This is a genomic window from Streptomyces sp. NPDC048290, from assembly GCF_040652095.1.
Taxonomy (GTDB): Bacteria; Actinomycetota; Actinomycetes; order Streptomycetales; family Streptomycetaceae; genus Streptomyces.
Window position 1 is genome coordinate 164,210 of sequence record NZ_JBEZLM010000004.1, and the last position, 25,808, is coordinate 190,017.

The 25,808-nt window shown below is 69.2% G+C and carries 21 protein-coding genes; 12 read left to right on the forward strand and 9 right to left on the reverse strand.

Features of this window, described 5'->3' with window-relative positions; all coding sequences use genetic code 11:
• The first annotated feature begins 23 nt into the window (after positions 1–23).
• The 5 genes from AB0D49_RS07870 to trxA all read left to right on the forward strand — a co-directional run bounded on the left by AB0D49_RS07870 (position 24) and on the right by trxA (position 4,990).
• Positions 24–1,760, forward strand: coding sequence for a protein kinase family protein (locus AB0D49_RS07870; RefSeq protein WP_362752525.1), 1,737 nt, complete (start codon positions 24–26; stop codon positions 1,758–1,760).
• Positions 1,761–1,784: 24 nt separating this feature from the next.
• Complete coding sequence (sigM, locus tag AB0D49_RS07875) at positions 1,785–2,507, forward strand: RNA polymerase sigma factor SigM (protein WP_362752528.1); 723 nt, start codon at positions 1,785–1,787, stop codon at positions 2,505–2,507.
• A complete protein-coding gene (locus AB0D49_RS07880) occupies positions 2,504–3,511 on the forward strand; it encodes a hypothetical protein (RefSeq protein WP_362752531.1) in 1,008 nt (335 codons plus the stop codon). Before sigM ends, AB0D49_RS07880 begins: the two co-directional genes overlap by 4 nt.
• Positions 3,512–3,647: 136 nt before the next feature.
• Positions 3,648–4,619 (forward strand): thioredoxin-disulfide reductase, encoded by a 972-nt coding sequence (gene trxB / locus AB0D49_RS07885; RefSeq protein WP_362752534.1) that lies wholly within the window; start codon positions 3,648–3,650, stop codon positions 4,617–4,619.
• Positions 4,620–4,660: 41 nt separating this feature from the next.
• Positions 4,661–4,990: a thioredoxin gene (gene trxA / locus AB0D49_RS07890; RefSeq protein WP_362752538.1), complete on the forward strand. Its 330-nt coding sequence runs from the start codon at positions 4,661–4,663 to the stop codon at positions 4,988–4,990.
• Between the two features lie 101 nt (positions 4,991–5,091).
• Here the strand turns inward: trxA and AB0D49_RS07895 are convergent, their stop codons facing one another.
• The 9 genes from AB0D49_RS07895 to rpmH all read right to left on the reverse strand — a co-directional run bounded on the left by AB0D49_RS07895 (position 5,092) and on the right by rpmH (position 12,219).
• A complete protein-coding gene (locus tag AB0D49_RS07895; RefSeq protein WP_362752541.1) occupies positions 5,092–5,709 on the reverse strand; it encodes a GNAT family N-acetyltransferase in 618 nt (205 codons plus the stop codon).
• A gap of 361 nt (positions 5,710–6,070) precedes the next feature.
• Positions 6,071–7,180 (reverse strand): ParB/RepB/Spo0J family partition protein, encoded by a 1,110-nt coding sequence (locus tag AB0D49_RS07900; protein ID WP_362752544.1) that lies wholly within the window; start codon positions 7,178–7,180, stop codon positions 6,071–6,073.
• The gene (locus tag AB0D49_RS07905) at positions 7,177–8,250 is read right to left on the reverse strand and encodes a ParA family protein (protein ID WP_362753416.1); all 1,074 of its coding nucleotides are present in this window, start codon (positions 8,248–8,250) and stop codon (positions 7,177–7,179) included. Before AB0D49_RS07905 ends, AB0D49_RS07900 begins: the two co-directional genes overlap by 4 nt.
• Positions 8,251–8,630: 380 nt before the next feature.
• Positions 8,631–9,347: a 16S rRNA (guanine(527)-N(7))-methyltransferase RsmG gene (gene rsmG, locus AB0D49_RS07910; RefSeq protein ID WP_362752547.1), complete on the reverse strand. Its 717-nt coding sequence runs from the start codon at positions 9,345–9,347 to the stop codon at positions 8,631–8,633.
• A 161-nt stretch (positions 9,348–9,508) separates the two neighbouring features.
• On the reverse strand, positions 9,509–10,021 hold the full coding sequence (locus AB0D49_RS07915) for a R3H domain-containing nucleic acid-binding protein (RefSeq protein ID WP_362752550.1): 513 nt from the start codon (positions 10,019–10,021) through the stop codon (positions 9,509–9,511).
• A gap of 15 nt (positions 10,022–10,036) precedes the next feature.
• The gene (gene yidC / locus AB0D49_RS07920) at positions 10,037–11,335 is read right to left on the reverse strand and encodes a membrane protein insertase YidC (RefSeq protein WP_362752553.1); all 1,299 of its coding nucleotides are present in this window, start codon (positions 11,333–11,335) and stop codon (positions 10,037–10,039) included.
• Positions 11,336–11,338: 3 nt separating this feature from the next.
• On the reverse strand, positions 11,339–11,692 hold the full coding sequence (gene yidD, locus AB0D49_RS07925; RefSeq protein WP_362752557.1) for a membrane protein insertion efficiency factor YidD: 354 nt from the start codon (positions 11,690–11,692) through the stop codon (positions 11,339–11,341).
• On the reverse strand, positions 11,689–12,060 hold the full coding sequence (gene rnpA / locus AB0D49_RS07930) for a ribonuclease P protein component (protein WP_362752560.1): 372 nt from the start codon (positions 12,058–12,060) through the stop codon (positions 11,689–11,691). Before rnpA ends, yidD begins: the two co-directional genes overlap by 4 nt.
• Before the next feature lie 21 nt (positions 12,061–12,081).
• Entirely contained in the window at positions 12,082–12,219 is a 138-nt protein-coding gene (rpmH, locus tag AB0D49_RS07935) for a 50S ribosomal protein L34 (RefSeq protein ID WP_003956500.1), read from the reverse strand.
• A 399-nt stretch (positions 12,220–12,618) separates the two neighbouring features.
• On the opposite strand from rpmH, the gene dnaA reads away from it, so the two are divergent.
• The 7 genes from dnaA to gyrA all read left to right on the forward strand — a co-directional run bounded on the left by dnaA (position 12,619) and on the right by gyrA (position 25,597).
• Entirely contained in the window at positions 12,619–14,640 is a 2,022-nt protein-coding gene (gene dnaA / locus AB0D49_RS07940; RefSeq protein ID WP_362752563.1) for a chromosomal replication initiator protein DnaA, read from the forward strand.
• A 1,486-nt stretch (positions 14,641–16,126) separates the two neighbouring features.
• A complete protein-coding gene (gene dnaN / locus AB0D49_RS07945; protein ID WP_362752565.1) occupies positions 16,127–17,257 on the forward strand; it encodes a DNA polymerase III subunit beta in 1,131 nt (376 codons plus the stop codon).
• A gap of 138 nt (positions 17,258–17,395) precedes the next feature.
• A complete protein-coding gene (gnd, locus tag AB0D49_RS07950) occupies positions 17,396–18,283 on the forward strand; it encodes a phosphogluconate dehydrogenase (NAD(+)-dependent, decarboxylating) (protein WP_362752568.1) in 888 nt (295 codons plus the stop codon).
• 98 nt (positions 18,284–18,381) lie between these two features.
• Positions 18,382–19,503 (forward strand): DNA replication/repair protein RecF, encoded by a 1,122-nt coding sequence (gene recF / locus AB0D49_RS07955; RefSeq protein ID WP_362752571.1) that lies wholly within the window; start codon positions 18,382–18,384, stop codon positions 19,501–19,503.
• Positions 19,500–20,072 (forward strand): DciA family protein, encoded by a 573-nt coding sequence (locus tag AB0D49_RS07960; RefSeq protein ID WP_362752574.1) that lies wholly within the window; start codon positions 19,500–19,502, stop codon positions 20,070–20,072. Before recF ends, AB0D49_RS07960 begins: the two co-directional genes overlap by 4 nt.
• Before the next feature lie 707 nt (positions 20,073–20,779).
• The gene (gene gyrB, locus AB0D49_RS07965; protein ID WP_362752577.1) at positions 20,780–22,864 is read left to right on the forward strand and encodes a DNA topoisomerase (ATP-hydrolyzing) subunit B; all 2,085 of its coding nucleotides are present in this window, start codon (positions 20,780–20,782) and stop codon (positions 22,862–22,864) included.
• Between the two features lie 42 nt (positions 22,865–22,906).
• On the forward strand, positions 22,907–25,597 hold the full coding sequence (gene gyrA / locus AB0D49_RS07970) for a DNA gyrase subunit A (RefSeq protein ID WP_362752581.1): 2,691 nt from the start codon (positions 22,907–22,909) through the stop codon (positions 25,595–25,597).
• The last annotated feature ends 211 nt before the right edge of the window (positions 25,598–25,808 follow it).

Genomic DNA, 25,808 nt, shown 5'->3' on the forward strand with positions numbered 1-25,808 from the left:
CGGATGGGGAGGCAGGGACGACGGTGGCGGAACGGAGCAGGGCTGCCGTCGACGTGGCAGACAACGGCGGAGACCAGCCGCCGACCGCCGAGCCGGACCAGCCGGACCAGGCGGACCAGTCCACGGCCGACGGGGTGGACCAGAAGGAGCAGGCCACGGAGCACGACGAGGCACAGGGGAGTGGCGGGAGCGAGCAGCCCGGGTCGGCCTCACCAACGGAACTGCACAGCGGTCACAAACTCGCCAGACGCTACCGCCTGGAGGAGTGCGTCACCCGTCTGGACGGATTCAGCAGTTGGCGAGCGGTGGACGAGAAACTCCGCCGGGCCGTCGGTGTGCACATCCTGCCCGCGCAGCACACCCGGGCCCGGTCCGTCCTCGCGGCGGCCCGTTCCTCCGCGCTGCTGGGCGACCCCCGGTTCGTCCAAGTCCTCGACGCCGTCGAGGAGAACGACCTCGTCTACGTCGTCCATGAGTGGCTGCCCGACGCCACCGAGCTGACCGCGTTGCTCGCCGCGGGCCCGCTGGAGCCGCACGACGCCTACCAGATGGTCAGTCAGGTCTCCGCCGCCATGGCCGCCGCGCACCGCGAGGGCCTCGCCCATCTGCGGCTCAACCCCAACGCCGTACTGCGCACCTCCACCGGTCAGTGGCGCCTGCGCGGTCTCGCGGTCAACGCCGCCCTGCGCGGCATCGCCTCCGGCTCCCCGCAGCGCACCGACACCGAGGCGATCGGCGCCCTGCTGTACGCCTCACTGACCCAGCGCTGGCCGTACGAGAGCGACGCCCACGGGCTGTCCGGGCTGCCGAAGGGCGTCGGTCTGATCGCCCCGGACCAGGTCCGGGCCGGAGTGCACCGCGGGCTGTCGGAGCTGGCGATGCGCGCCCTGGCCAACGACGGCGCCACCGCCTCCCGGCACGAGGCGGCGTGCACGACCCCGGAGGAACTGGTCAAGGCGATCGGCGAGATGCCCCGCATCCGCCCCCCGGAGCCGTCCTTCACCGCCCCGCCGGACTATCAGCGCACCACGTACCAGCAGGGCTCGTACGGCCGTCAGACGCCGCACCCCAGGGAGACCCAGCCGGTCACCCCGCCGCCGCCCCCGCTCCAGAGCCGTACCGGCAAGGCCCTGAAGTGGGCCGTCTCGGCGCTGCTGCTGGCCGCGCTGGGCCTGGGCAGCTGGCAGCTCGCGGACGCGCTGCTGGACCAGGGCAAGTCCGGCGACGCCAACCAGACCCAGACGACGGACGGCGAGGACAAGACCAACGGGGAGTCCCCGAAGCCCGCGCCCCCGATAGAGATCGCCAGCGCGCAGGAGTATGTGGCCAAGGGCTCCGCCCAGGCGGCGGACGAGGTGTCGCACACCTACGACGGCGACACGTCCACCTACTGGCGCACGAAGAGCTTCGTCGACGGACCGGAGATGAACCCGGGCTTCAAGCCCGGCGTCGGCATCGTCTACGACCTCGGCACCGAGCGCGAGGTCAAGGCGGCGGACATCGGTCTGCTCTTCGGCGGCGACCACACCAAGGTCTCGCTGTACGCGACGGACTCGCTGAGTTCCTCGGTGCCGATCTCGTCGATGACCGAGCTGGGCTCGGTCACCACCAGCGACACCTCGGCGCAGGTGCAGATCGACAAGCCCGTGGCGAGCCGGTACGTCCTCGTGTGGTTCACGGCGCTGCCCCATGCCCCGGGGGACCAGTTCAGTGATCCGGGGTACAAGCAGGCCATCACCGATCTGAAGTTCACCGGCTGACGACATCACGGAGGGGGAGGTCGGATGGCGGACGACGTCGGCTTCGGCGGCGTGGACGACCGGGACCTCCTCGCCCGTCATGTCGAGGGCGATCCACATGCCTTCGGTGAGATCGTCCGGCGTCACCGCGACCGTCTCTGGGCGGTCGCCCTGCGCACTCTCGGGGACCGCGAGGAGGCCGCCGACGCCGTGCAGGACGCCCTGGTCTCCGCCTACCGGGCCGCCCACACCTTCCAGGGCAAGGCGGCCGTCACGACCTGGCTGCACCGGATCACGGTGAACGCCTGTCTGGACCGGGCCCGCAAGGCCGCCTCCCGCAGGACCGCGCCGGTGGACGACACCGAACGGCTGGAACAGCTCCTGGAGCCCCACGAGTCCGCGTCCGCTCCGGCCGAGCGCAAGGATCTGCACCGTCAGCTGATCGAGGCGATGGTGACCCTGCCCGCCGATCAGCGGGCGGCTCTGGTCCTGGTGGACATGCAGGGCTATCCCGTGGCCGAGGCCGCCCGGATTCTCGATGTCCCCGTCGGCACGGTGAAGAGCCGTTGCGCCCGGGGCAGAGCCAGACTCCTCCCCCTGCTCACCCATCTACGGCCGGACAGCACCGGCGACGACGTGGGCGGCGCAGAACGGAACCGGACGCCGGGGGCATCCGTCCCACCGGCAGCGGGACCCCCCGAAGCCGAGTCCCGTCAGGTCGGACCAAGTGATTCAGCTGCTGTGAAGGGCGGAGGTGGGCGAGCGTGACATCGACGACGGACATGACGGAACACCCGGACGTCGGCGAGATCTCCGACCTCACCGAGGGCCTGCTGCCTCCGTCACAGAGCGCGGACCTCCAGCGGCACCTGGACATCTGTGAGCTGTGCGCGGACGTGTACGCCTCACTGGAGGAGATCCGCGGACTCCTGGGCGAGAGTCCGGAGCCCCTGCCCATGCCCGCCGAGGTCGCCGCACGGATCGACGCGGCGCTCGCGGCCGAGGCGCTTCAGCCATCGGTCGGCGACGGCATTCACGTTTCACGTGAAACACCGGGCACCGTGACCGTTTCACGTGAAACACCGTCCGCCGCCACTGTTTCACGTGAAACATCGCACTCCGCCGACGCACCCTCCCGTCCCGACGGCAGCCCACCGCATGTTTCACGTGAAACATCGACGCCCTCCGACCGCCCCGCCGGACACGCCCGTCCCGCCACCACCGGCCCCGGCCGCAAGCAGCAGGACCGCACGAGGCGCCGCCGGACGACCGTGATCGGTGCCGCCTTCGCGGCAGCTGCCCTAGGGCTCGGCTCGGTCCTGCTGTCCTCACTCATGAGCGGCGGCGCCTCCGGACCGCAGGCGAACGGCGATCCCGCGGCGACGACGACCGACACCTTCTCCACGGAGAACCTGGAGCGCCAGGTGTCCGATCTGCTCGCCACCGATCGCGTCGAGGGGCAGACGACGGACGGTGGCGGGGACCCCCGGACCCCGAAGGGCAGCCTGGAGGCGGAGGGCCAGCTGGACCCTCCCCGGGTCCTCCAGACACCCTCGGTGCCCGACTGTGTCCGTAGTGGCATCGGCCGCCGGGACACCGCACTGGCCGTCGACGAGGGCGTCTACAAGGGCACCGACGCGATGCTCGTGGTGCTGCCCGACGCCAATGACATCAGCCGGGTCACGGCGTACATCATGGATTCCAGCTGTATCAAGCGGGCCTCCGCCGAGATCGCGAAGATCCTCTTCCAGAGCTCGTACGCGCATCCCTGAGCAGAGTCCGGGGCGGTCCTCCGTGTGCCCGGACACAGCGGGAATGCTGGACCCTTAGTATCCGTTGGGTGGGAAGAGAGTCCTGAGAAGGACCCCCACGGGCAACCGACGAGTCCCAGAGACGAGGAATCCAGCCGTGAGCGACGTTCGTAACGTGATCATCATCGGCTCCGGGCCCGCCGGATACACGGCGGCCCTGTACACCGCACGCGCGTCGCTGAAGCCCCTGGTGTTCGAGGGTGCGGTCACCGCGGGCGGAGCGCTGATGACCACCACGGAGGTGGAGAACTTCCCCGGCTTCCAGGACGGCGTCATGGGTCCCGAGCTGATGGACAACATGCGCGCCCAGGCCGAGCGTTTCGGGGCCGAGCTGATCCCCGACGACATCGTGTCCGTCGACCTCTCCGGTGAGATCAAGACCGTCACGGACACCGCCGGTACCGTGCACCGGGCGAAGGCCGTCATCGTCGCCACGGGCTCGCAGCACCGCAAGCTGGGTCTGCCGAACGAGGACGCGCTCTCCGGCCGGGGCGTCTCCTGGTGCGCCACCTGTGACGGGTTCTTCTTCAAGGACCACGACATCGCCGTGATCGGCGGCGGTGACACCGCGATGGAGGAGGCCACCTTCCTGTCGCGGTTCGCCAAGTCGGTCACGATCGTCCACCGCCGGAACAGCCTGCGTGCCTCCAAGGCGATGCAGGACCGTGCCTTCGCCGACCCGAAGATCAAGTTCATCTGGGACAGCGAGGTCGCGGAGATCCAGGGCGACCAGAAGCTCACGGGGCTGAAGCTGCGGAACGTCAAGACCGGTGAGCTGTCGGAGCTGCCGGCCACGGGTCTGTTCATCGCGATCGGCCACGACCCGCGTACCGAGCTGTTCAAGGGACAGCTCGACCTCGACGGAGAGGGCTATCTGAAGGTCGAGTCCCCCTCGACCCGGACCAACCTGACGGGTGTCTTCGCCGCGGGCGACGTCGTCGACCACACCTACCGCCAGGCGATCACGGCGGCCGGTACGGGTTGTTCCGCCGCCCTGGACGCCGAGCGTCATCTCGCCGCGCTCGCCGACCAGGAGCAGGCCGAGCCCGAGAAGACCGTCGCGGTCTGACCCGACCCTCTTCCTCCCCCACCTCACGTAAGGAGCCCGCTGTGGCCGATCTGAAGCATGTGACCGACGATTCCTTCGAGCAGGACGTCCTCAAGAGCGACAAGCCTGTTCTGGTGGACTTCTGGGCCGCCTGGTGCGGTCCGTGCCGCCAGATCGCGCCGTCGCTGGAGGCGATCGCCAAGGAGCACGGCGAGAAGATCGAGATCGTCAAGCTGAACATCGACGAGAACCCGGGGACGGCCGCCAAGTACGGCGTCATGTCCATCCCGACCCTGAACGTCTATGTGGGCGGCGAGGTCGCCAAGACCATCGTCGGTGCCAAGCCGAAGGCCGCGATCCTGCGCGACCTCGAGGACTTCATCGCCGAGTGATGTCATTGCCTAGGCGGTCGTGACATCGCCGTGGCGATGTTTCACGTGAAACATGAAGGGGCCGATCCGAGAGGGTCGGCCCCTTCGTCCATGCGCGGCCCTCACAGGGGCCGGAGCACCGGTTCCTTCCGGGCCCCGCCCAAGAGCCGGTCGATGGCCATCTCCACGTCCTCCCGCCAGGACAGCGTGGTCCGCAGCTCCAGTCGCAGCCGGGGAGAGGTGGGGTGCGGGCGGACCGTCTTGAAGCCCACCGCCAGCAGATGATCGGCGGGGAGCACACACGCCGGTTCCCTCCAGCGCGTGTCACCGAACGCCTCGATCGCCCTGAAGCCCCGCCGCAGCAGGTCCTTGGCGACCGTCTGGACCATCACCCGGCCCAGCCCCTGCCCCTGATATCCCGGCATGATGAAGGCCGTCATCAGTTGGACGGCGTCGGACGACACCGGGCTCGTGGGGAAGGCGGCGGAGCGGGGGACATAGGCGGGCGGCGCGTAGAGGACGAAGCCCACGGGGGTGTCGTCCACATAGACGACCCGTCCGCAGGACCCCCAGTCCAGCAGCACGGCGGAGATCCAGGACTCCTTCTCCATCGCGGCCGTACCGTCCTTCACCGCGGCTTCTCCGCTGACCGGGTCCAGTTCCCAGAAGACACAGGAGCGGCAGCGCCTGGGCAGATCCTGAAGGTTGTCCAGCGTGAGCGGTACGAGCCGGCGCCCCATGAAGGCTGTTCCTCGCTTCCTTCGCCCGCGTCATCGCGGGCGGCTGTCAGAGCGCTTCCCTGAGCAGAACGCCGACGACTGCACCGACCGCCGCCAGCGCCAGCCCCGCGCTCACCAGTCCGGCCCGACTCATCATGCGCACGGCCAGCGCCTGCCGTTCAGCGGTTCCACCAGGTGGGCGCGCCATACCCGACCGCATGGTATCCACGATGCGATTCCACCGGATACCGCCAGAAAGCAAAGAGCGGGTCGCGTCCCGGTACACACCGGACACCACCCGCCCCACGCCCGTCCGGACCGCTTCCGGCCCGGCCAGACCGTCGGCCGGACGCGCTGTTCCACGCCCCGGCCGACGCACGACTCAGTCCTCCATGGCCTCGTCGTCAGTGTCGTCGTCGCTCTCCAGCAGGCTCTTCTGGAGGAGCAGCCGCTCGCCGGGGGCGAAGGTGCTGAGGATGCGCTCCAGATCGTCCGGGGAGGCGAACTCGACGGTGATCTTGCCTTTCTTCTGCCCCAGCTCGACCTTCACCCGTGTCTCGAAGCGGTCCGAGAGCCGGGTGGCGAGATCGCTGAGGGCCGGTGAGACCCGGGCACCGGCACGCGGCCCCTTGCCCTTCTGGGCCTTCTGGGGACGCGAGCCCATCAGGCTCACGATCTCCTCGACGGACCGGACCGACAGCCCCTCCGCCACCGCCCGGCGCGCGAGCCGCTCCTGCTCCTCCGGGTCGTCCACGGAGAGCAGCGCCCGAGCGTGTCCGGCGGAGAGCACCCCGGCGGCGACCCGGCTCTGCACCTTCGGGGAGAGCCGCAGCAGCCGCAGCGTGTTGGAGACCTGCGGCCGGGACCGGCCGATCCGGTCGGCCAGCTGATCGTGGGTGCAGTTGAAGTCCTTGAGGAGCTGGTCGTAGGCCGCCGCCTCTTCGATCGGGTTCAGCTGCGCGCGGTGCAGGTTCTCCAGCAGCGCGTCCAGGAGCAGCTTCTCGTCGTCGGTGGCCCGGACGATCGCCGGGATCGCCTCCAGCTCGGCCTCGCGGCAGGCCCGCAGCCGCCGCTCACCCATGATCAGCTCATAGCGGCCGGAGCCCACCTGACGGACGACGACGGGCTGGAGGAGGCCCACCTCCTTGATGGAGGTGACCAGCTCGTTGAGAGCGTCCTCGTCGAAGTAGTCACGCGGCTGGCGCGGGTTCGGTGCGATCGCGTGCAGCGGGATCTCGGCGAAGTGGGCGCCTACCGGCGGCGCCGGAAGCTGAGGGCCTCCGAAGACCGACGGCTCCGTTGTTTCACGTGAAACAGGCGGCAGTGTCGCCACCTTCGCCGCGGCCACGCCACGGTCGTTCAGCACCGGCACGGATGTCGGGGACGCGGATGCGGCGCCTCCCGTCCCGGTCGGTGCCGGGTTCCTCTCGGTCGGGGCAGCGGGGATCAGCGCACCCAGTCCTCGGCCCAGCCCCCTCCGTCGCTCGCTCACTGCATCCCCTCCACCATGCTCGGATCACTCTGGGCGCCGATATGGGCGTGGGTGGCGTCATAGGAGACGCCCACACCCCTCAGCGCGATTTCTCGGGCCGCCTCAAGATAGGAGAGGGCGCCGCTCGATCCCGGATCGTAGGTCAGCACCGTCTGCCCATAGCTCGGCGCCTCGGAGATACGGACGGAGCGGGGAATGCTCGTCCGCAGCACCTCGTCGCCGAAGTGGGTGCGCACCTCGTCCGCGACCTGGGACGCCAGTCGGGTCCGGCCGTCGTACATGGTGAGCAGGATGGTCGAGACATGCAGGGCGGGGTTGAGGTGCCCCCGCACCAGGTCGACATTGCGCAGCAGTTGGCCCAGTCCCTCCAGTGCGTAGTACTCGCACTGGATCGGGATGAGGACCTCCTGGCCGGCGACGAGCGCGTTGACCGTCAGCAGGCCGAGCGAGGGCGGGCAGTCGATCAGGACATAGTCCAGCGGCTGCTCGTAGGCCTGGATCGCCCGCTCGAGGCGGCTCTCTCGTGCCACCAGGGAGACCAGCTCGATCTCCGCACCGGCGAGATCGATCGTGGCAGGTGCGCAGAAGAGACCCTCGACATCGGGGACCGGCTGGACGACCTCCGCGAGCGGCTTGCTCTCGACCAACACGTCGTAGATGGACGGCACTTCGGCGTGGTGGTCGATACCGAGCGCGGTGGACGCGTTCCCCTGGGGGTCGAGGTCGACCACCAGGACACGGCCGCCGTGCAGGGCCAGTGAAGCGGCGAGGTTGACGGTTGTCGTCGTCTTGCCCACCCCGCCCTTCTGGTTGGCGACGACGATGATGCGGGTCTGCTCGGGACGTGGGAGGCCCTCGCCGGCGCGACCCAGAGCCTCCACTGCCAACTGGGCAGCACGACCGATGGGAGTGTCGTCCATCGGGGGCGGTGTTTCACGTGAAACATCCGCTCCCGTCGATTCGGTGCGGGGACCGGGGACCGGATCGGTCATCGGTCCCGCGATGTTGGCGTCGGACCGCAAGGATTCACTCTCCTCGACTTCAGGCTCGCAATGAACAGAGCCTCCCATGCCTTCGGGGTGGTGAACCAGTGAGGCCTGTTCTTCTGTGGAGAAATCCACCTCTGTGGACAACTTCATGCCCCTACGGAGGGACTGACCGCGCTCCTTGGCGGAGTTGGTCGACTCGCGCAGGGCTCCGAGGGGCTTACGGTCGCGAGGTTCGGCCGCGGCGCGGCCACGACTGATGATGCCGTGCAGCAGTGAGCGACGTTTCACGTGAAACACGATGCACAGCGCCGGAGGGTCGAACTGTCGCGACACTCCGTCTTGCCAGACTTTGGCACCTTGTGTGGAGTACGACACTCTTCAGCGGCATTCATCCGCCGCCCCCTGCGGGACAGCCGGCTCGGAGCCCTCCCAGAGCCGCCCCCATGCCGTCCCATGCCGTCTCAGCGCCGCCGACGCGCCCGTCCCGTCCTGGCCGCCTTGGCCCGCTTGGCCGCGAACCGGACACCCCCAGGGCTCTCCCCGACCTCGACCCGCACCACCGTGGACTGCGGATCGACCACGCCCTCACCCACATGGAGGATGGAGGTCCCCACCGCACCGAGCTTGGTCAGAGCGGTGGACGCCGCCTTCAGCTCCTCCTCCGCGGTGTCTCCCTTGAGGGCGAGCATCTCGCCGTAGGGCCGCAGCAGAGGGATGCCCCAGGTGGCCAGCCGGTCCAGCGGAGCGACCGCCCGAGCCGTCACCACATGGACCGGGGGCAGCGTGCCCATGACCTCCTCGGCCCGGCCACGCACCACGGTCACATGGTCCAGGCCGAGCAGCTCCACGACCTCGGTGAGGAAGTTGGTGCGGCGCAGCAGCGGCTCCAGCAGGGTGATCTTGAGGTCCTCCCGGACCAGCGCCAGCGGAATGCCCGGCAGCCCGGCCCCGGAGCCCACATCGCAGACCGTGACCCCCTCCGGGACGACCTCCGAGAGCACCGCGCAGTTCAGCAGATGCCGCGCCCACAGCCGGGGAACCTCCCGGGGCCCGATCAGACCACGCTGCACACCCGCCTCGGCGAGCAGCTCCGCATAGCGGACCGCATCCGTGAAGCGATCGCCAAACACCGCCCGCGCCTCCTCGGGCGCAGGGGGAAGCTCCGCTGTCTCCGTCACGGGGACCGTCCTTCCATACCGCTTCGGCGCGCCGGGCGCCGACCACCAGTGCTCGGGATGTACCGGAGACCGCCAGCCGTCAGCAACGGGCTGCTCGGTTCCAGGCTGACAAAGTACGGCCCCGTCTGCGCTACAGACGGGGCCGTGGAACCAAGGACCGCTCAGGCGGGCAGCACGACGACGAACCGCTGCGGCTCCTCGCCCTCGGACTCGCTGCGCAGCCCGGCGGCCTTGACCGCGTCGTGCACGACCTTGCGCTCGAACGGTGTCATCGGATCCAGCTTCACAGGGGAACCGCTGCTCTTGACCTCGGCCGCGGCCTTGGCGCCCAGCTCTGCCAGCTCGGCCCGCTTCTTGGCCCGGAAACCGCCGATGTCCAGCATCAGCCGGCTGCGGTCCCCGGTCTCCCGGTGCACGGCCAGACGGGTCAGCTCCTGGAGCGCCTCCAGCACCTCACCGTCACGGCCGACGAGCTTGTTCAGGTCACGGCCGCCCGCGTCGCTGATGATCGAGACAGAGGCTCGGTCGCCCTCGACGTCCATGTCGATGTCGCCGTCGAGATCGGCGATGTCCAGCAGACCCTCCAGGTAGTCCGCCGCGATCTCGCCCTCCTGCTCCAGGCGGGTCAGGGTGTCTGCACCCTCGGCAGCAGCGGAGGTGGTGCCTTCCGTCACGGGATGGACTCCTTCTTACTTCTTGGTCGGGGACTTGGGCCGCTGAGGGCCGCCCTTGCGCTGCCCGGACTGGGCCCGGCTGCGTGAGGAGCCGTTGCCGGACTTGGCGGACTGCTTCCCGGCGGAACCGGAACCGCCCGGCTTGGTGTCGCCGGACTCGTCGGACTTGCTGAGCGACGGCGAAGAGGTCTCCTCACCGGCGCCCGCGGGCTTGGCACCGCCGTGCTGGCGCTGCGCCTTCGACTGCCGCTTGGGCTGCTGGCGCTTGGGGGTCGCCGCGGTGGTGGTCGTCGTACCGTCCTCGTGCTCCACGGTGACGGCATTGTCACTCTTGATCACGGTGCCGTCCGTCTGGGGGGCGAGACCGGCCTTGCCCAGCCCGGTGACGAACTTCCGCTCGTAGTCATTGCGGTCACGGCCCTTGGCCACGATCGCCTTGACGATGGCGCGCTCACGCCGACTGCGGGTCTTGCCGTGGTGGGTGACGTGCTTGTACAGACGGTCCAGGTAGGCGGCCTGGGCCTTGGAACCCGGCGTCGGGTTGTTGTGGATCACATACATCTGCTGGCCCATGGTCCACACGTTGGTGGTCAGCCAGTAGACAAGGACACCGACGGGGAAGTTGATGCCGAAGACGGCGAAGATGACCGGGAAGACGTACATCAGCATCTTCTGCTGCTGCATGAACGGCGTCTTCACCGTGGTGTCGACGTTCTTCGTCATCAGCTGACGCTGGGTGTAGAACTGCGACAGCGACATCAGGATGATCATGATGGCGGTGACGACCCGCACATCGGTGATCGAGGAGCCGAGCGCCTCCACCTCGGCGGAACCGTCGGTGAACTTCGACGCCAGCGGGGCACCGAAGATGTGCGCCTTCTGGGCACTGGCCAGCAGCCGCTCGTTGATCACACCGATGGTGTCGTTGTTCGCGATGCTGTTCAGCACGTGGTACAGGGCGAAGAAGAACGGTGACTGCGCCAGGATGGGAAGGCACGAGGAGAGCGGGTTGGTGCCCGTCTCCTTGTACAGCTTCATCATCTCTTCGGACTGACGCTGCTTGTCGTTCTTGTAGCGCTCCTGGATCTTCTTCATCTCGGGCTGGAGCGTCTGCATCGCCCGGGTCGCCTTGATCTGCTTCACGAAGAGCGGGATCAGACAGATCCGGATGAGGATCACCAGGGACACGATGGACAGGCCCCAGGCCCAGCCCGTGTCGGGTCCGAAGATCGCCCCGTACAGCGAGTGGAACTGGACGATGACCCATGAGACGGGTGTGGTGATGAAGCTGAAGAAGCTGGCAATCGTGTCCACTAATCATGCTCCTTGGACATGGGACGAGGTCTCTGCGGCCGGGCTCGAAGCAGAGGTCTCTTCGGTGGCCGGTTCGGCGGCGGAGGACCCGCCCTTGCGTGTTCGCCACGCGTCGCGCAGCATCTCGTGCCACCGTGGACGCTTGCGCGGCGGGACATGGTCCACACCGCCCAGCGACCACGGATTGCATCGGAGGATGCGCCAGGCGGTCAGTGCCGTGCCCTTGATCGCTCCGTGCCGGTCGATGGCCGTGTAGCCGTAGTGGGAACACGACGGGTAGTACTTGCACACCGGCCCGAGCAACGGACTGATGGTCCACTGGTACAGCTTGATCAGTGCCAGCAGCGGGTACTTCATCGGGCGCCCCCTCCCAGCAGCCGCTCCAGGGCGGCATCCAGGTCTCGGGCCAGCTGTGCATGGTCGGCGTCACCCGCACCGGGCAGCGCGCGTACCACTACCAGGCTACCGGGGGGCAACAGGGCCACTCTGTCGCGCATGAGATGACGCAGTCTGCGCTTGACAGCGTTGCGTACGACCGCACCTCCCACAGCCTTGCTCACGACGAAACCCGCACGCGGCGGAGGAGCGCTCTCCCCAGGCGCGTGCGGGTCCGTGGCACCGCTACGAAAGTGGACGACGAGCGTCGGGCGGCCTGCCCGGCGACCTCGTCGTACCGCGGTCGCGAAGTCCTCGCGCCGCCTCAGCCGGTTCTCGGTGGGCAGCACGACGTCATGACCTGATCGGGATCAGGCGGACAGACGGGCGCGACCCTTGCTACGGCGGGACGCGAGAATCGCGCGGCCGGCGCGGGTCCGCATACGCAGCCGGAAGCCGTGGGTCTTCGCGCGACGACGGTTGTTCGGCTGGAAGGTGCGCTTGCTCACTCGGGGGCTCCAGAAAAAAATCGGGGTTTGCGGGTGCCGTCCTGGCTGTCACCGTGCGCCCACGAGTAGCTCGCGTTACGCCCGAGTGCACCGCTTTCCGATCACCTGACGTGACCTGTGCCCATCGGAGGCAGGCGGCAGCAGCCATCGACAACTCGACCTGGTTACGGTACGCGCGGCTACGCCATCCGGTCAAACCAGCGGCCATTGGGAGACACTGTCCACAGCCTGGGGACAACAACTTGAACCGCACGGGTCGCCCTGACTACCGTGACTGGACTCCGATTCGTTCCCTTGTCCCTGCCCGCGCGGGATCGCCCCGCCCGGCCCCTCCGGTCCACCCGGTCCCGACCCGTCCGCGAACCACACGTTCGTGGGACCCATGAGAGAGCGTGCCCTGTGGCTGACGTACCTGCCGATCTTGCCGCGGTGTGGCCACGAGTACTCGATCAGCTCCTCGGTGAGGGCCGCGGCCAGGGGGTCGAGTCCAAGGACGAGCACTGGATCCGCCGCTGCCAGCCGCTGGCGCTGGTCGCGGACACCGCCCTGCTCGCCGTACCGAACGAATTCGCGAAGGGCGTACTGGAGGGCCGTCTCGCGCCGATCGTCAGCGAGACCCTGAGCCGCGAGTGCGGCCGTCCCATCCGGATCGCGATCACCGTCGACGACACCGCGGGCGAGCCCCCGCCCACCCCCCAGCGCTACGACGAGCCCGAGCTGCCGTCCGCCCCCTACGAGGGCGGCTCCTACAAGGAGCCGTACAACGACGCGTACAAGGAGACGCCCCGCGAGACCGCCCCCTATGAGGGCGCTCCCTACGAAGGCGGCTCCTATGAGCCCCCTTCGTACGACGGCCCCGCGCGGGACGCCGACTACGACGGGTACGGCCGTCCGCGCCCCGACCAGCACCCCGGTTCCCCCGGCGACCAGCTGCCCACGGCCCGTCCCGCCTACCCGTCGGAGTACCAGCGCCCCCAGCCCGGCGCCTGGCCGCGCCCGTCCGCCCCGGACGACTACGGCTGGCAGCAGCAGCGCCTCGGCTTCCCCGACCGCGACCCGTACGCCTCCCACGACTCCTACGGCGGCGGACCGGACTACCGCGGCCCCGGCCGCGAGCGCCCGGCGTACGGCCAGCCGGAGCGCGGCGGCTACGAGCGGGAACGCCCGCCCTACGAGCAGCAGCGCGGCGAGTACGACCCGTCACGCTCCGAGTACGAGTCCGGCCGGGGCGGCTACGACCAGCGCGACGCCCGCCGCGAGCTGCCGGAACCGTCCGGTGGACCCGGTGGTCATCGAGGCGGGCCCGGCGGCCCTGGGCTGCCCTCGTCCGGCGGCACCCCCGGTCCGCTCGCCGCCCAGCCCGCGCCGGCCGCCGGACCCGGTGAACCCACCGCGCGGCTGAACCCTAAGTACCTCTTCGACACCTTCGTCATCGGCGCCTCGAACCGGTTCGCGCACGCCGCCGCGGTGGCGGTCGCCGAGGCACCCGCGAAGGCGTACAACCCCCTGTTCATCTATGGGGAGTCGGGGCTCGGCAAGACGCATCTGCTGCACGCGATCGGGCACTACGCGCGCAGCCTCTACCCGGGCACCCGGGTGCGGTACGTCAGCTCGGAGGAGTTCACCAACGAGTTCATCAACTCCATCCGCGACGGCAAGGGCGACAGCTTCCGCAAGCGCTACCGCGAGATGGACATCCTGCTCGTCGACGACATCCAGTTCCTCGCGGACAAGGAGTCGACGCAGGAGGAGTTCTTCCACACGTTCAACACCCTGCACAACGCCAACAAGCAGATCGTGCTCTCCTCCGACCGGCCGCCCCGGCAGCTGGTCACCCTGGAGGACCGGCTGCGGAACCGTTTCGAGTGGGGTCTGATCACCGACGTCCAGCCGCCCGAGCTGGAGACCCGGATCGCGATCCTGCGCAAGAAGGCGGTCCAGGACCAGCTCAGCGCGCCGCCCGAGGTGCTGGAGTTCATCGCCTCCCGGATCTCGCGCAACATCCGTGAGCTGGAGGGCGCGCTGATCCGGGTCACCGCGTTCGCCTCGCTCAACCGGCAGCCGGTGGATCTGGGCCTCACGGAGATCGTCCTCAAGGATCTGATCCCCGGCGGCGAGGACTCGGCGCCCGAGATCACCTCCACGGCCATCATGAGCGCCACCGCCGACTACTTCGGGCTGACGGTGGAGGACCTGTGCGGCACCTCGCGCGGGCGGGCGCTCGTCACCGCCCGCCAGATCGCCATGTACCTGTGCCGTGAGCTGACGGACCTGTCGCTGCCGAAGATCGGCGCGCTGTTCGGCGGCCGTGACCATACGACCGTGATGCACGCGGACCGCAAGATCCGCAATCTGATGGCCGAGCGGCGCTCGATCTACAACCAGGTCACGGAGCTGACCAACCGCATCAAGAACGGCTGAGCGGCGTCGGGGGGCGGGGCGGGGCGGGGGCGGGTGAGCCGCCGCGCTGATCGACGCCGCCGCGCTGATCGACGCCGCCGCGCTGATCGACGCCGCCGCGCTGATCGACGCCGCCGCGCTGATCGACGCCACCGCGCTGATCGACGCCACCGCGCTGATCGACGCCACCGCGCTGATCGACGCCACCGCGCTGATCGACGCCACCGCGATCAGCGGCGCCTTCGGCTCACGCCTGATCGCCGGTCGCCCGGCTCCTGCCCGGCTGATGCACTTCGGCCCACTGGACTCTGATGGGCTTCGGCCCACCTGCCGCGCTTCCGCCCGCCTGACACGCGCCCGCCTTGCTGCCGCCCGCCCGGCTCCTGCCCGGCTCGGAGCCGGTCGCCGCCGACCTCGCCGACCTCGCACGCTCATGCCCGGCCTCAGTCCGCCCGGCGCACCCTCGCCCTCGCCCTCGCTCCCGGCGGCAGGGAATCACCCTCCACCAAGCCCTCAGCACCCCTAACAGGCCCTGCCGCCCCTCGCCGGGCACAGAGACCCGCCGCTCCCTCTGGCGCCTCCTCGCTCTCCTCCCACGCCCCTCTCGGCCCTTCTCCACGCCCTCCCACCCGACCTCCGCCCGCCCAGAACGCCATATCCCACGGCCCCTCACCCCATCCCCCTCCCCACCCCCTCCACGCCGCCCCCGCCGCCCTCAAGCCACCCCTTGTTCGAATCCGGGCCGAGTTACGGCCGCCCTCCACAGATTCAGTGACTTTTTGCCGTCCACATCCTGGGGACCGCCAAGTTGTCCAGATCGCATCCACAGCGCGGTCTGTTGAAAGACCATCAGACCAGGTCAACCGCCTGTGGATTGGTGGACAAACGATCTCCACAGACTGTGGACAACTCGGCGATCCACACCCTGTGCACAAAGTTGTCCACCGGCGACCCACAGGCTGGGCGCCGTTGTCCCCAATGATCAGCCGCTTCTCCACACCTCTGTCCACTGTTCGGCAACGCGACGCGCCTGATCACCAGGTCGAGTGAAAGGCGTCACACAAAGGTGCCGGGTTGGGCTGTGGGAAAGCCGGGTAAAGCTGGGGACGGCTCTGGGGAGAAGTCGCCTCTCCCTGTGCACGCAGTGTGCAGAACTTTCCGTTCTCCACAGCGGACCCGGGTTGTCCACCGCCTCCACCCACAGGCCCCGTGGACAAAATTTCCACTCTGAGCTGGGAAAACGAGGTTATCCACGGTATCCACAGGCCCTACTACTACTCCCGACTAGAGAGAGCTGGGAATCCGTTTCGAAGGGGGCCCTGTGCACAACTCGCCCTGGGACGTCCGGCTGCCCCGCGTCACGACTTGACCCCGAGGGGCACCTACTGTCAGTGGCGTGCGTCAGACTGTTCCCCGGTGTCCTTCCCGTCACAGGGGCCGACGACACCGCGACAGACAGACGGGCCAGGCAGGGCGAGCAGGCCGGCAACAGCAGGAGGCGGCAACAGTGAAGATCCGGGTGGAACGCGACGTACTCGCGGAGGCAGTGGCCTGGGCGGCGCGCAGCCTCCCGGCCCGTCCGCCGGCCCCTGTCCTCGCCGGACTGCTGCTGAAGGCCGAGGACGGCCAGCTGAGCCTGTCCAGCTTCGACTACGAGGTCTCCGCGCGGGTCTCCGTCGACACCGAGGTCGAGGAGGAGGGCACGGTCCTGGTCTCCGGCCGCCTCCTCGCCGACATCTGCCGCGCCCTCCCCAACCGCCCGGTGGAGATCTCCACAGACGGTGTACGGGCGACGGTGGTCTGCGGCTCCTCCCGCTTCACCCTCCACACCCTCCCGGTGGAGGAGTACCCGTCGCTGCCCCAGATGCCCTCCGCGACCGGCACGGTCCCTGGCGAGGTCTTCGCCTCGGCCGCCGCCCAGGTCGCCATCGCCGCCGGTCGTGACGACACGCTGCCGGTGCTCACCGGTGTGCGGATCGAGATCGAGGGCGACCGGGTCACGCTGGCGTCCACCGACCGCTACCGCTTCGCGGTCCGTGAGTTCCTGTGGAAGCCGGAGAACCCGGAGGCGTCCGCGGTCGCCCTGGTGCCCGCCAAGACGCTCCTGGACACCGCCAAGGCGCTGACCAGCGGCGACAGCGTGATCCTGGCGCTGTCCGGCTCGGGCGCCGGTGAGGGCCTGATCGGCTTCGAGGGCGCCGGTCGCCGGACGACCACCCGCCTCCTGGAGGGCGACCTCCCGAAGTACCGCACGCTCTTCCCGACCGAGTTCAACTCCATCGCGGTGATCGAGACGGCCCCCTTCGTGGAGGCCGTCAAGCGTGTGGCGCTGGTCGCCGAGCGCAACACGCCGGTGCGGCTCAGCTTCGAGCAGGGGGTGCTGATCCTGGAGGCCGGTTCCAGCGACGACGCACAGGCTGTGGAAAGGGTCGACGCCCAGCTGGAGGGCGACGACATCTCGATCGCCTTCAACCCGACCTTCCTGCTGGACGGCCTGAGCGCGATCGACTCCCCGGTGGCCCAGCTCTCGTTCACCACGTCCACCAAGCCGGCGCTGCTCAGCGGCAAGCCCGCGCTCGACGCCGAGGCGGACGAGGCGTACAAGTACCTGATCATGCCGGTACGGCTCAGCGGCTGATCCGGCCGGAACCGCGGCCCAGGTCGGGGCATACGCGTTTGAGCGGCTATGCCCACAGATGTGGACAAGCGTCCGGGTTTAGGCTCGGACGCAGGTACGAAAGTGCCTCCTGCCACATCGCAACCTAAGGATCACTTGATGGAGCTCGGTCTCGTCGGCCTCGGCAAGATGGGCGGCAACATGCGCGAGCGGATCCGCCGCGCGGGCCACACCGTCGTCGGATACGACCGCAACCCGGACCTCGCCGATGTCCACAGCCTCAAGGAGCTTGTGGACACGCTCCAGGCTCCGCGGGTCGTCTGGGTCATGGTCCCGGCGGGCGCCGCCACCCAGTCCACCGTCGATGAACTGGCCAAGCTGCTGGAGCCCGGCGACATCGTCGTGGACGGCGGCAACTCCCGCTGGACGGACGACGAGAAGCACGCCGCCGAGCTGGCCGCCGAAGGCATAGGCTTCGTCGACTGCGGTGTCTCCGGCGGCGTCTGGGGCCTGGAGAACGGCTACGCGCTGATGTACGGCGGCGCCCCGGAGCATGTCGAGCGGGTGCGGCCGGTCTTCGAGGCGCTGAAGCCGGAGGGCGACTTCGGCGCGGTGCACGCGGGCAAGGTCGGCGCGGGACACTTCGCCAAGATGGTCCACAACGGCATCGAGTACGCCATGATGCAGGCCTACGCCGAGGGCTGGGAGCTGCTGGAGAAGGCCGACTCCGTGACCGACGTCCGGGAGATCTTCCGCTCCTGGCAGGAGGGCACGGTGATCCGGTCCTGGCTGCTCGACCTCGCGGTCAACGCCCTCGACGAGGACGAGCACCTGGACGAGCTGCGTGGCTACGCCCAGGACTCCGGCGAGGGCCGGTGGACGGTGGAGGCCGCCATCGACCACGCGGTGCCGCTCCCGGCGATCACCGCCTCGCTGTTCGCGCGGTTCTCCTCCCGCCAGGAGGACTCGCCCCAGATGAAGATGATCGCCGCGCTGCGCAACCAGTTCGGCGGCCACGCGGTCGAGAAGAAGCCCGGCAAGCAGTAGCCCGCCCCGGCGGCGACAGAACGGACACGCCACCAGCACAGGCAGCACCAGTACGGCAGTCATTGATCCACAGCCTCGGGGGAGGTCGGCGCACCACCATGCACGTCACGCATCTGTCGCTCGCCGACTTCCGCTCGTACGCCCGGGTCGAGGTCCCGCTCGATCCGGGCGTCACCGCGTTCGTCGGGCCCAATGGACAGGGCAAGACGAATCTGGTGGAGGCCGTCGGCTATCTCGCCACCCTCGGCAGCCACCGGGTCTCCTCCGATGCCCCGCTGGTCCGGATGGGCGCCGAGCGGGCCGTCGTCCGGGCCCAGATCCGCCAGGGCGAGCGGCAGCAGCTGATCGAGCTGGAGCTGAACCCCGGTCGTGCCAACCGCGCCAGGATCAATCGATCGTCGCAGGTCAGACCCCGTGACATTCTGGGCATCGTCCGGACCGTGCTGTTCGCGCCGGAGGATCTCGCGCTGGTCAAGGGCGATCCCGGGGAGCGGCGGCGGTTCCTGGACGAGCTGATCACCGCCCGCGCCCCGCGGATGGCGGGCGTCCGCTCCGACTACGACCGGGTCCTCAAGCAGCGCAACACCCTGCTGAAGTCGGCCGCGCTGGCGCGGCGGCACGGAGGACGGTCCATGGACCTGTCCACGCTCGACGTCTGGGACCAGCACCTCGCTCGCGCGGGCGCCGAACTGCTCGCCCACCGGCTCGATCTGATCGCCACGCTCATGCCGCTGGCGGACAAGGCATACGAGCAGCTGGCGCCCGGCGGCGGTCCGCTGGCCCTGGAGTACAAGCCGTCCGCGCCGGGCGAGGCACATACGCGCGAGGCGCTGTACGAGCAGGTCCTCGGCGCGCTCGCGGAGGTGCGCAAGCAGGAGATCGAGCGGGGCGTCACCCTCGTCGGACCGCACCGCGACGACCTCCAGCTCAAGCTGGGCGAACTGCCCGCCAAGGGGTACGCCTCCCACGGCGAGTCCTGGTCCTACGCGCTGGCGCTGCGACTCGCCTCGTACGACCTGCTGCGGGCCGAGGGCAATGAGCCGGTCCTGGTCCTGGACGATGTCTTCGCCGAGCTGGACACCCGGCGCCGGGAGCGGCTCGCCGAGCTGGTGGCGCCCGGGGAACAGGTCCTGGTCACGGCCGCGGTCGAAGACGACGTCCCGCATGTGCTGGCCGGGGCGCGGTACGGCGTGTCGGACGGGGCGGTGGAGCGGGTATGAGCGGCGACGGACCTCTGTCCGGGGCTTCGCGGCCCGGCTCCGGCTCCCCGGGGGAGGCGGCACAAGGGACCCCGTCCGGGGTGGATCTCGCGCGTGTCGCGCTGCGCGCCGCCAAGGAGGCGGCCCGCGCGCGGGGGGACGCGGCCCAGCAGAAGAAGCAGGCGCGCCGGGGCGGTGGTCTGCGCTCCGGCGCGCGCGCCGACGGGCGCGACCCCATGGCGCTGGGCGCGGCCATCAACCGGCTGATCACCGAGCGCGGCTGGGAGACGCCCGCCGCGGTGGGCGGGGTGGTGGGCCGCTGGCCGGAGATCGTCGGGGAGGACCTCGCCAAGCACTGTGTGCCGCAGCGCTACGACGAGGACGAACGGGTGCTGGTCGTGCAGTGCGACTCCACGGCCTGGGCGACCCAGCTGCGCCATCTCGCGCCCGCGCTGGTCGCCCGCCTCAACCAGGACCTCGGACACGGCACCGTCCGGATGATCAAGGTGCTCAATCCGGGCGGCCCCGCGCGCCGGTACGGACCGCTGCGCGCCCCCGGGAGCACCGGGCCCGGCGACACCTACGGGTGACCGAGCCGGGTGACCGAGCCGGGTGAGCGGACCACGCCGGACCGGGCACATACGCGGGGCCCACGCCGCAGGCGGGCGACCGTCACCGGGACCGCGTGCGTCAGCCGCGTCCGGTCCGAGCGGGCCCCATGGACCGGCCCCCGCCGATCACCCGACACGCCCCACATGAACCCCGTACACCCGCCGAAGCACCGCCGATCATGACCTCCGAGGCCGGGAGTGAGCGACCTCACAGCGTCCCGACAGTGTCCGCCGACGCCCCCTCCGCCGCGTAGGTGATCTGAGAGTCAGGTCACGTCGGCGGCCCTTGCACGGCTCCCGCGCCGCCCGTGCGCGGGCGGTTGTCCACAGGCTGTGGACCGAATGTCGCACGAATCGCCCACAACCCCCTCCTTTGAGCGCACACAGTTGCGAATCTCGACCTGACCCCGGAGTAGCGAAGGGTTGACATCTGGAAGCGCTGAGTGGCTCCGTGAGCCTCTTGGAGCCCCCATCCGTATATCGGGACCCGAGAGAGGACGGTTCAGGGCGGCACATGCGGACTCAGGTACCGGCAAACGCCCATCAGTGTCAGTGCTACCGGTAGACTGAGAGGTAATCCCGCCCCGCCCGTGGGGACCGCCCGGGAAAAGCTGAGCAACGCTGATCAAGGCTTACCAACGCAACATGCCGCAGCCGCTCCGGCAACCTGCCGAGGAGCCTGGCTCGTGCTGTGCCAGAAAGGGCGCTTCGTGGCCGATTCCGGCAACCCCAACGAGAACATCCCGTCCACCGACGCAGGCGTGAGCGACACGGCCCACGCCGCGAACGGCGAGGTCACCGCCTCGTACGACGCCAGTGCGATCACCGTCCTGGAAGGGCTGGACGCGGTCCGCAAGCGCCCCGGCATGTACATCGGCTCGACCGGTGAGCGCGGGCTCCACCACCTGGTGTACGAGGTGGTCGACAACTCCGTCGACGAGGCGCTGGCCGGTCACGCGGACACCATCGACATCACGATCCTCCCGGACGGCGGTGTGCGGGTCGTGGACAACGGCCGGGGCATCCCGGTCGGCATCGTCCCCTCCGAGGGCAAGCCGGCCCTGGAGGTCGTGCTGACCGTGCTGCACGCGGGCGGCAAGTTCGGCGGCGGCGGCTACGCGGTCTCCGGCGGTCTGCACGGCGTGGGCGTCTCCGTGGTCAACGCCCTGTCCTCGAAGGTCGCCGTCGAGGTGCGCACCGACGGCCACCGCTGGACGCAGGACTACAAGATGGGCGTCCCCACCGCCCCGCTGGCCCAGCACGAGGCCATCGAGGAGACGGGCACGTCGGTCACGTTCTGGGCGGACGCGGACATCTTCGAGACCACCGAGTACTCCTTCGAGACGCTCTCGCGGCGCTTCCAGGAGATGGCGTTCCTCAACAAGGGCCTGACGATCCGGCTCACCGACGAGCGCGAGTCGGCGAAGGCGGTCACCGGGGCGGACGAGGCGGGCGGCGACGACAAGGCCGAGGCCAAGACGGTCACGTACCACTACGAGGGCGGCATCGTCGACTTCGTGAAGTACCTCAACTCCCGCAAGGGCGAGACGGTGCACCCCACCGTGATCGACCTGGAGGCCGAGGACAAGGACAAGGCCCTCTCCCTCGAAGTCGCCATGCAGTGGAACAGCGGCTACAGCGAGGGGGTCTACTCCTTCGCCAACATCATCCACACCCATGAGGGCGGCACCCACGAGGAGGGCTTCCGCGCGGCGCTGACCAACCTGATCAACAAGTACGCGCGCGACAAGAAGCTGCTCCGCGAGAAGGACGACAACCTCACGGGCGACGACATCCGCGAGGGCCTCACGGCCATCATCAGCGTCAAGCTGAGCGAACCCCAGTTCGAGGGCCAGACCAAGACCAAGCTGGGCAACACCGAGGCCAAGACCTTCGTCCAGAAGGCGGTCTACGAGCACCTCAACGACTGGCTCGACCGCAACCCCAACGAAGCCGCCGACATCGTCCGCAAGGGCATCCAGGCCGCCACCGCGCGGGTCGCCGCCCGCAAGGCGCGTGACCTGACCCGGCGCAAGGGGCTCCTGGAGAGCGCCTCGCTGCCGGGCAAGCTCTCCGACTGCCAGTCGAACGACCCCACCAAGTGCGAGATCTTCATCGTCGAGGGCGACTCCGCCGGCGGCTCGGCCAAGTCCGGCCGCAACCCGGAGGTCCAGGCGATCCTGCCGATCCGCGGCAAGATCCTGAACGTCGAGAAGGCCCGGATCGACAAGATCCTCCAGAACCAGGAGATCCAGGCCCTGATCTCCGCCTTCGGCACCGGTGTGCACGAGGACTTCGACATCGAGAAGCTCCGGTATCACAAGATCATCCTGATGGCGGACGCCGACGTCGACGGCCAGCACATCAACACCCTGCTGCTGACCTTCCTGTTCCGCTTCATGCGCCCGCTGGTCGAGGCCGGGCATGTGTTCCTCTCCCGCCCCCCGCTCTACAAGATCAAGTGGGGCCGGGAGGACGTCGAGTACGCCTACTCCGACCGTGAGCGCGACGCGCTCCTGGAGATGGGCCGCCAGCGCGGCAAGCGCATCCGCGAGGACTCCATCCAGCGCTTCAAGGGCCTCGGCGAGATGAACGCCGAGGAGCTGCGCGTGACCACCATGGACCAGGAGCACCGCGTCCTCGGCCAGGTCACCCTGGACGACGCCGCCCAGGCCGACGAGCTGTTCTCGGTCCTGATGGGCGAGGACGTGGAGGCCCGCCGCCAGTTCATCCAGCGCAACGCCAAGGACGTCCGCTTCCTCGACATCTGAGTCGGTCTCAGCTGACCGCACCAGGAAGGATCTTCACCAGCTATGGCCGACGAGAACACCCCTGTGACACCTGTGCCGCCTGTCACGCCCGAGACCGAGGGCCCGACCCTGCGCGTCGAACCTGTCGGGCTCGAGACCGAGATGCAGCGCTCGTATCTCGACTACGCGATGTCCGTCATCGTCTCCCGCGCCCTCCCGGACGTCCGTGACGGCCTCAAGCCCGTCCACCGCCGGGTGCTGTACGCGATGTACGACGGCGGATACCGCCCCGAGCGCGGCTTCTACAAGTGCGCCCGTGTCGTCGGCGACGTCATGGGCAACTACCACCCGCACGGCGACTCCTCCATCTACGACGCCCTCGTCCGGCTGGCCCAGCCCTGGGCGATGCGGATGCCGCTGGTCGACTCCAACGGCAACTTCGGCTCCCCGGGCAACGACCCGGCCGCCGCCATGCGCTACACCGAGTGCAAGATGGCGCCGCTGTCGATGGAGATGGTCCGCGACATCGACGAGGAGACCGTCGACTTCACGGACAACTACGACGGCCGCTCCCAGGAGCCCACCGTCCTGCCCGCCCGCTTCCCGAACCTGCTGATCAACGGCTCGGCGGGCATCGCGGTCGGTATGGCCACCAACATCCCGCCGCACAATCTGCGCGAGGTCGCGGCCGGTGCCCAGTGGTACCTGGAGAACCCCGAGGCCGGTCATGAGGAGCTGCTGGACGCCCTCGTGGAGCGGATCAAGGGCCCCGACTTCCCGACCGGCGCCCTGGTCGTCGGCCGCAAGGGCATCGAGGAGGCGTACCGCACCGGCCGCGGCTCCATCACCATGCGCGCGGTCGTCGAGGTCGAGGAGATCCAGAACCGCCAGTGCCTGGTGGTCACCGAGCTGCCCTACCAGACCAACCCGGACAACCTCGCACAGAAGATTGCCGACCTGGTCAAGGACGGCAAGGTCGGCGGCATCGCCGACGTCCGTGACGAGACATCGTCACGTACCGGCCAGCGGCTGGTCATCGTCCTGAAGCGGGACGCGGTCGCCAAGGTCGTCCTCAACAACCTCTACAAGCACACGGACCTCCAGACCAACTTCGGCGCCAACATGCTGGCCCTGGTCGACGGCGTCCCGCGCACCCTCTCGCTGGACGCCTTCATCCGGCACTGGGTCACCCATCAGATCGAGGTCATCGTCCGCCGGACGAAGTTCCGGCTGCGCAAGGCCGAGGAGCGCGCCCACATCCTGCGCGGTCTGCTCAAGGCGCTGGACGCGATCGACGAGGTCATCGCCCTGATCCGGGCCAGCGACACGGTCGAGATCGCCCGCACGGGCCTGATGGACCTGCTGGAGATCGACGACATCCAGGCCAACGCCATCCTGGAGATGCAGCTCCGCCGACTGGCCGCGCTGGAACGCCAGAAGATCGTCCAGGAGCACGACGAACTCCAGGCCAAGATCACCGAGTACAACGCGATCCTCGCCTCCCCGGTCCGTCAGCGCGGCATCGTCAGCGAGGAGCTGGCCGCGATCGTCGAGAAGTACGGCGACGACCGCAAGACCCAGCTGATCCCCTACGACGGTGACATGTCCATCGAGGACCTGATCGCCGAGGAGGACATCGTCGTCACCGTCTCGCGCGGCGGCTACGTCAAGCGCACCAAGACGGACGACTACCGCGCCCAGAAGCGCGGCGGCAAGGGCGTACGGGGTACGAAGCTCAAGGAAGACGACATCGTCGACCACTTCTTCGTCTCCACCACCCACCACTGGCTGCTCTTCTTCACCAACAAGGGCCGGGTCTACCGCGCCAAGGCGTACGAACTGCCCGACGCCGGCCGCGACGCCCGCGGCCAGCACGTGGCCAACCTCCTCGCCTTCCAGCCGGACGAGGCCATCGCCGAGATCCTCGCCATCCGCGACTACGACGCCGCGCCCTATCTGGTCCTCGCGACCAAGGCGGGTCTGGTCAAGAAGACATCTCTGAAGGATTACGACTCGCCGCGCTCCGGCGGGGTCATCGCGATCAATCTGCGCGAGCGGGAGGACGGGTCCGACGATGAACTGATCGGAGCCGAACTCGTCTCGTCCGACGACGATCTGCTGCTGATCAGCAAGAAGGCCCAGTCGATCCGCTTCACCGCGACGGACGACTCGCTGCGCCCCATGGGCCGGGCGACCTCGGGTGTCAAGGGCATGAGCTTCCGCGAGGGCGACGAGCTGCTCTCGATGAATGTTGTTCGACCCGGTACGTTCGTGTTCACTGCCACTGACGGCGGGTACGCCAAGCGGACCCCCGTCGACGAGTACCGCGTCCAGGGCCGCGGTGGCCTGGGCATCAAGGCGGCCAAGATCGTGGAGGACCGTGGATCGCTCGTGGGCGCGCTGGTGGTCGAGGAGAACGACGAGATCCTCGCCATCACCCTCTCGGGCGGTGTAATTCGTACGCGAGTCAGCGGGGTCAGGGAGACGGGCCGTGACACCATGGGCGTCCAACTGATCAATCTGGGCAAGCGCGATGCCGTGGTCGGTATCGCACGCAACGCCGAGGCGGGACGCGAGGCGGAGGAGGTCGACGGCGACGCGGCCGGCGACGAGTCCGCGGAGGGTGCCGTCGCACACGGCACCGACGGCGACGCGTCCGTGGCGGGTGCCGCCCCGAGCGGTACCGTCGGCGAAGCCGCCGAGGGTGCCGGGACCACCGGCACGGACGAGGGCGACACTCCCTCGGCCGAGTAGCACGAGGAGTGAGTCAGCGTGAGCGGAGCCACGGGCGCCGGGTCGTCGGCCGGTTTCCCGGCCGGTAACTCCACCGGTGCGATACAGGGCGGCGGCGGTCGTGGCTCCGCCGCGCGGACGAACGGGGTGCCTGGCGGCGGCTCATCGGTGGGCGGTATGCCGGTGGGCGGTGGCCCGGTGAGTGGCGTTCCGGTGGGCGGTGGTCCGGTGA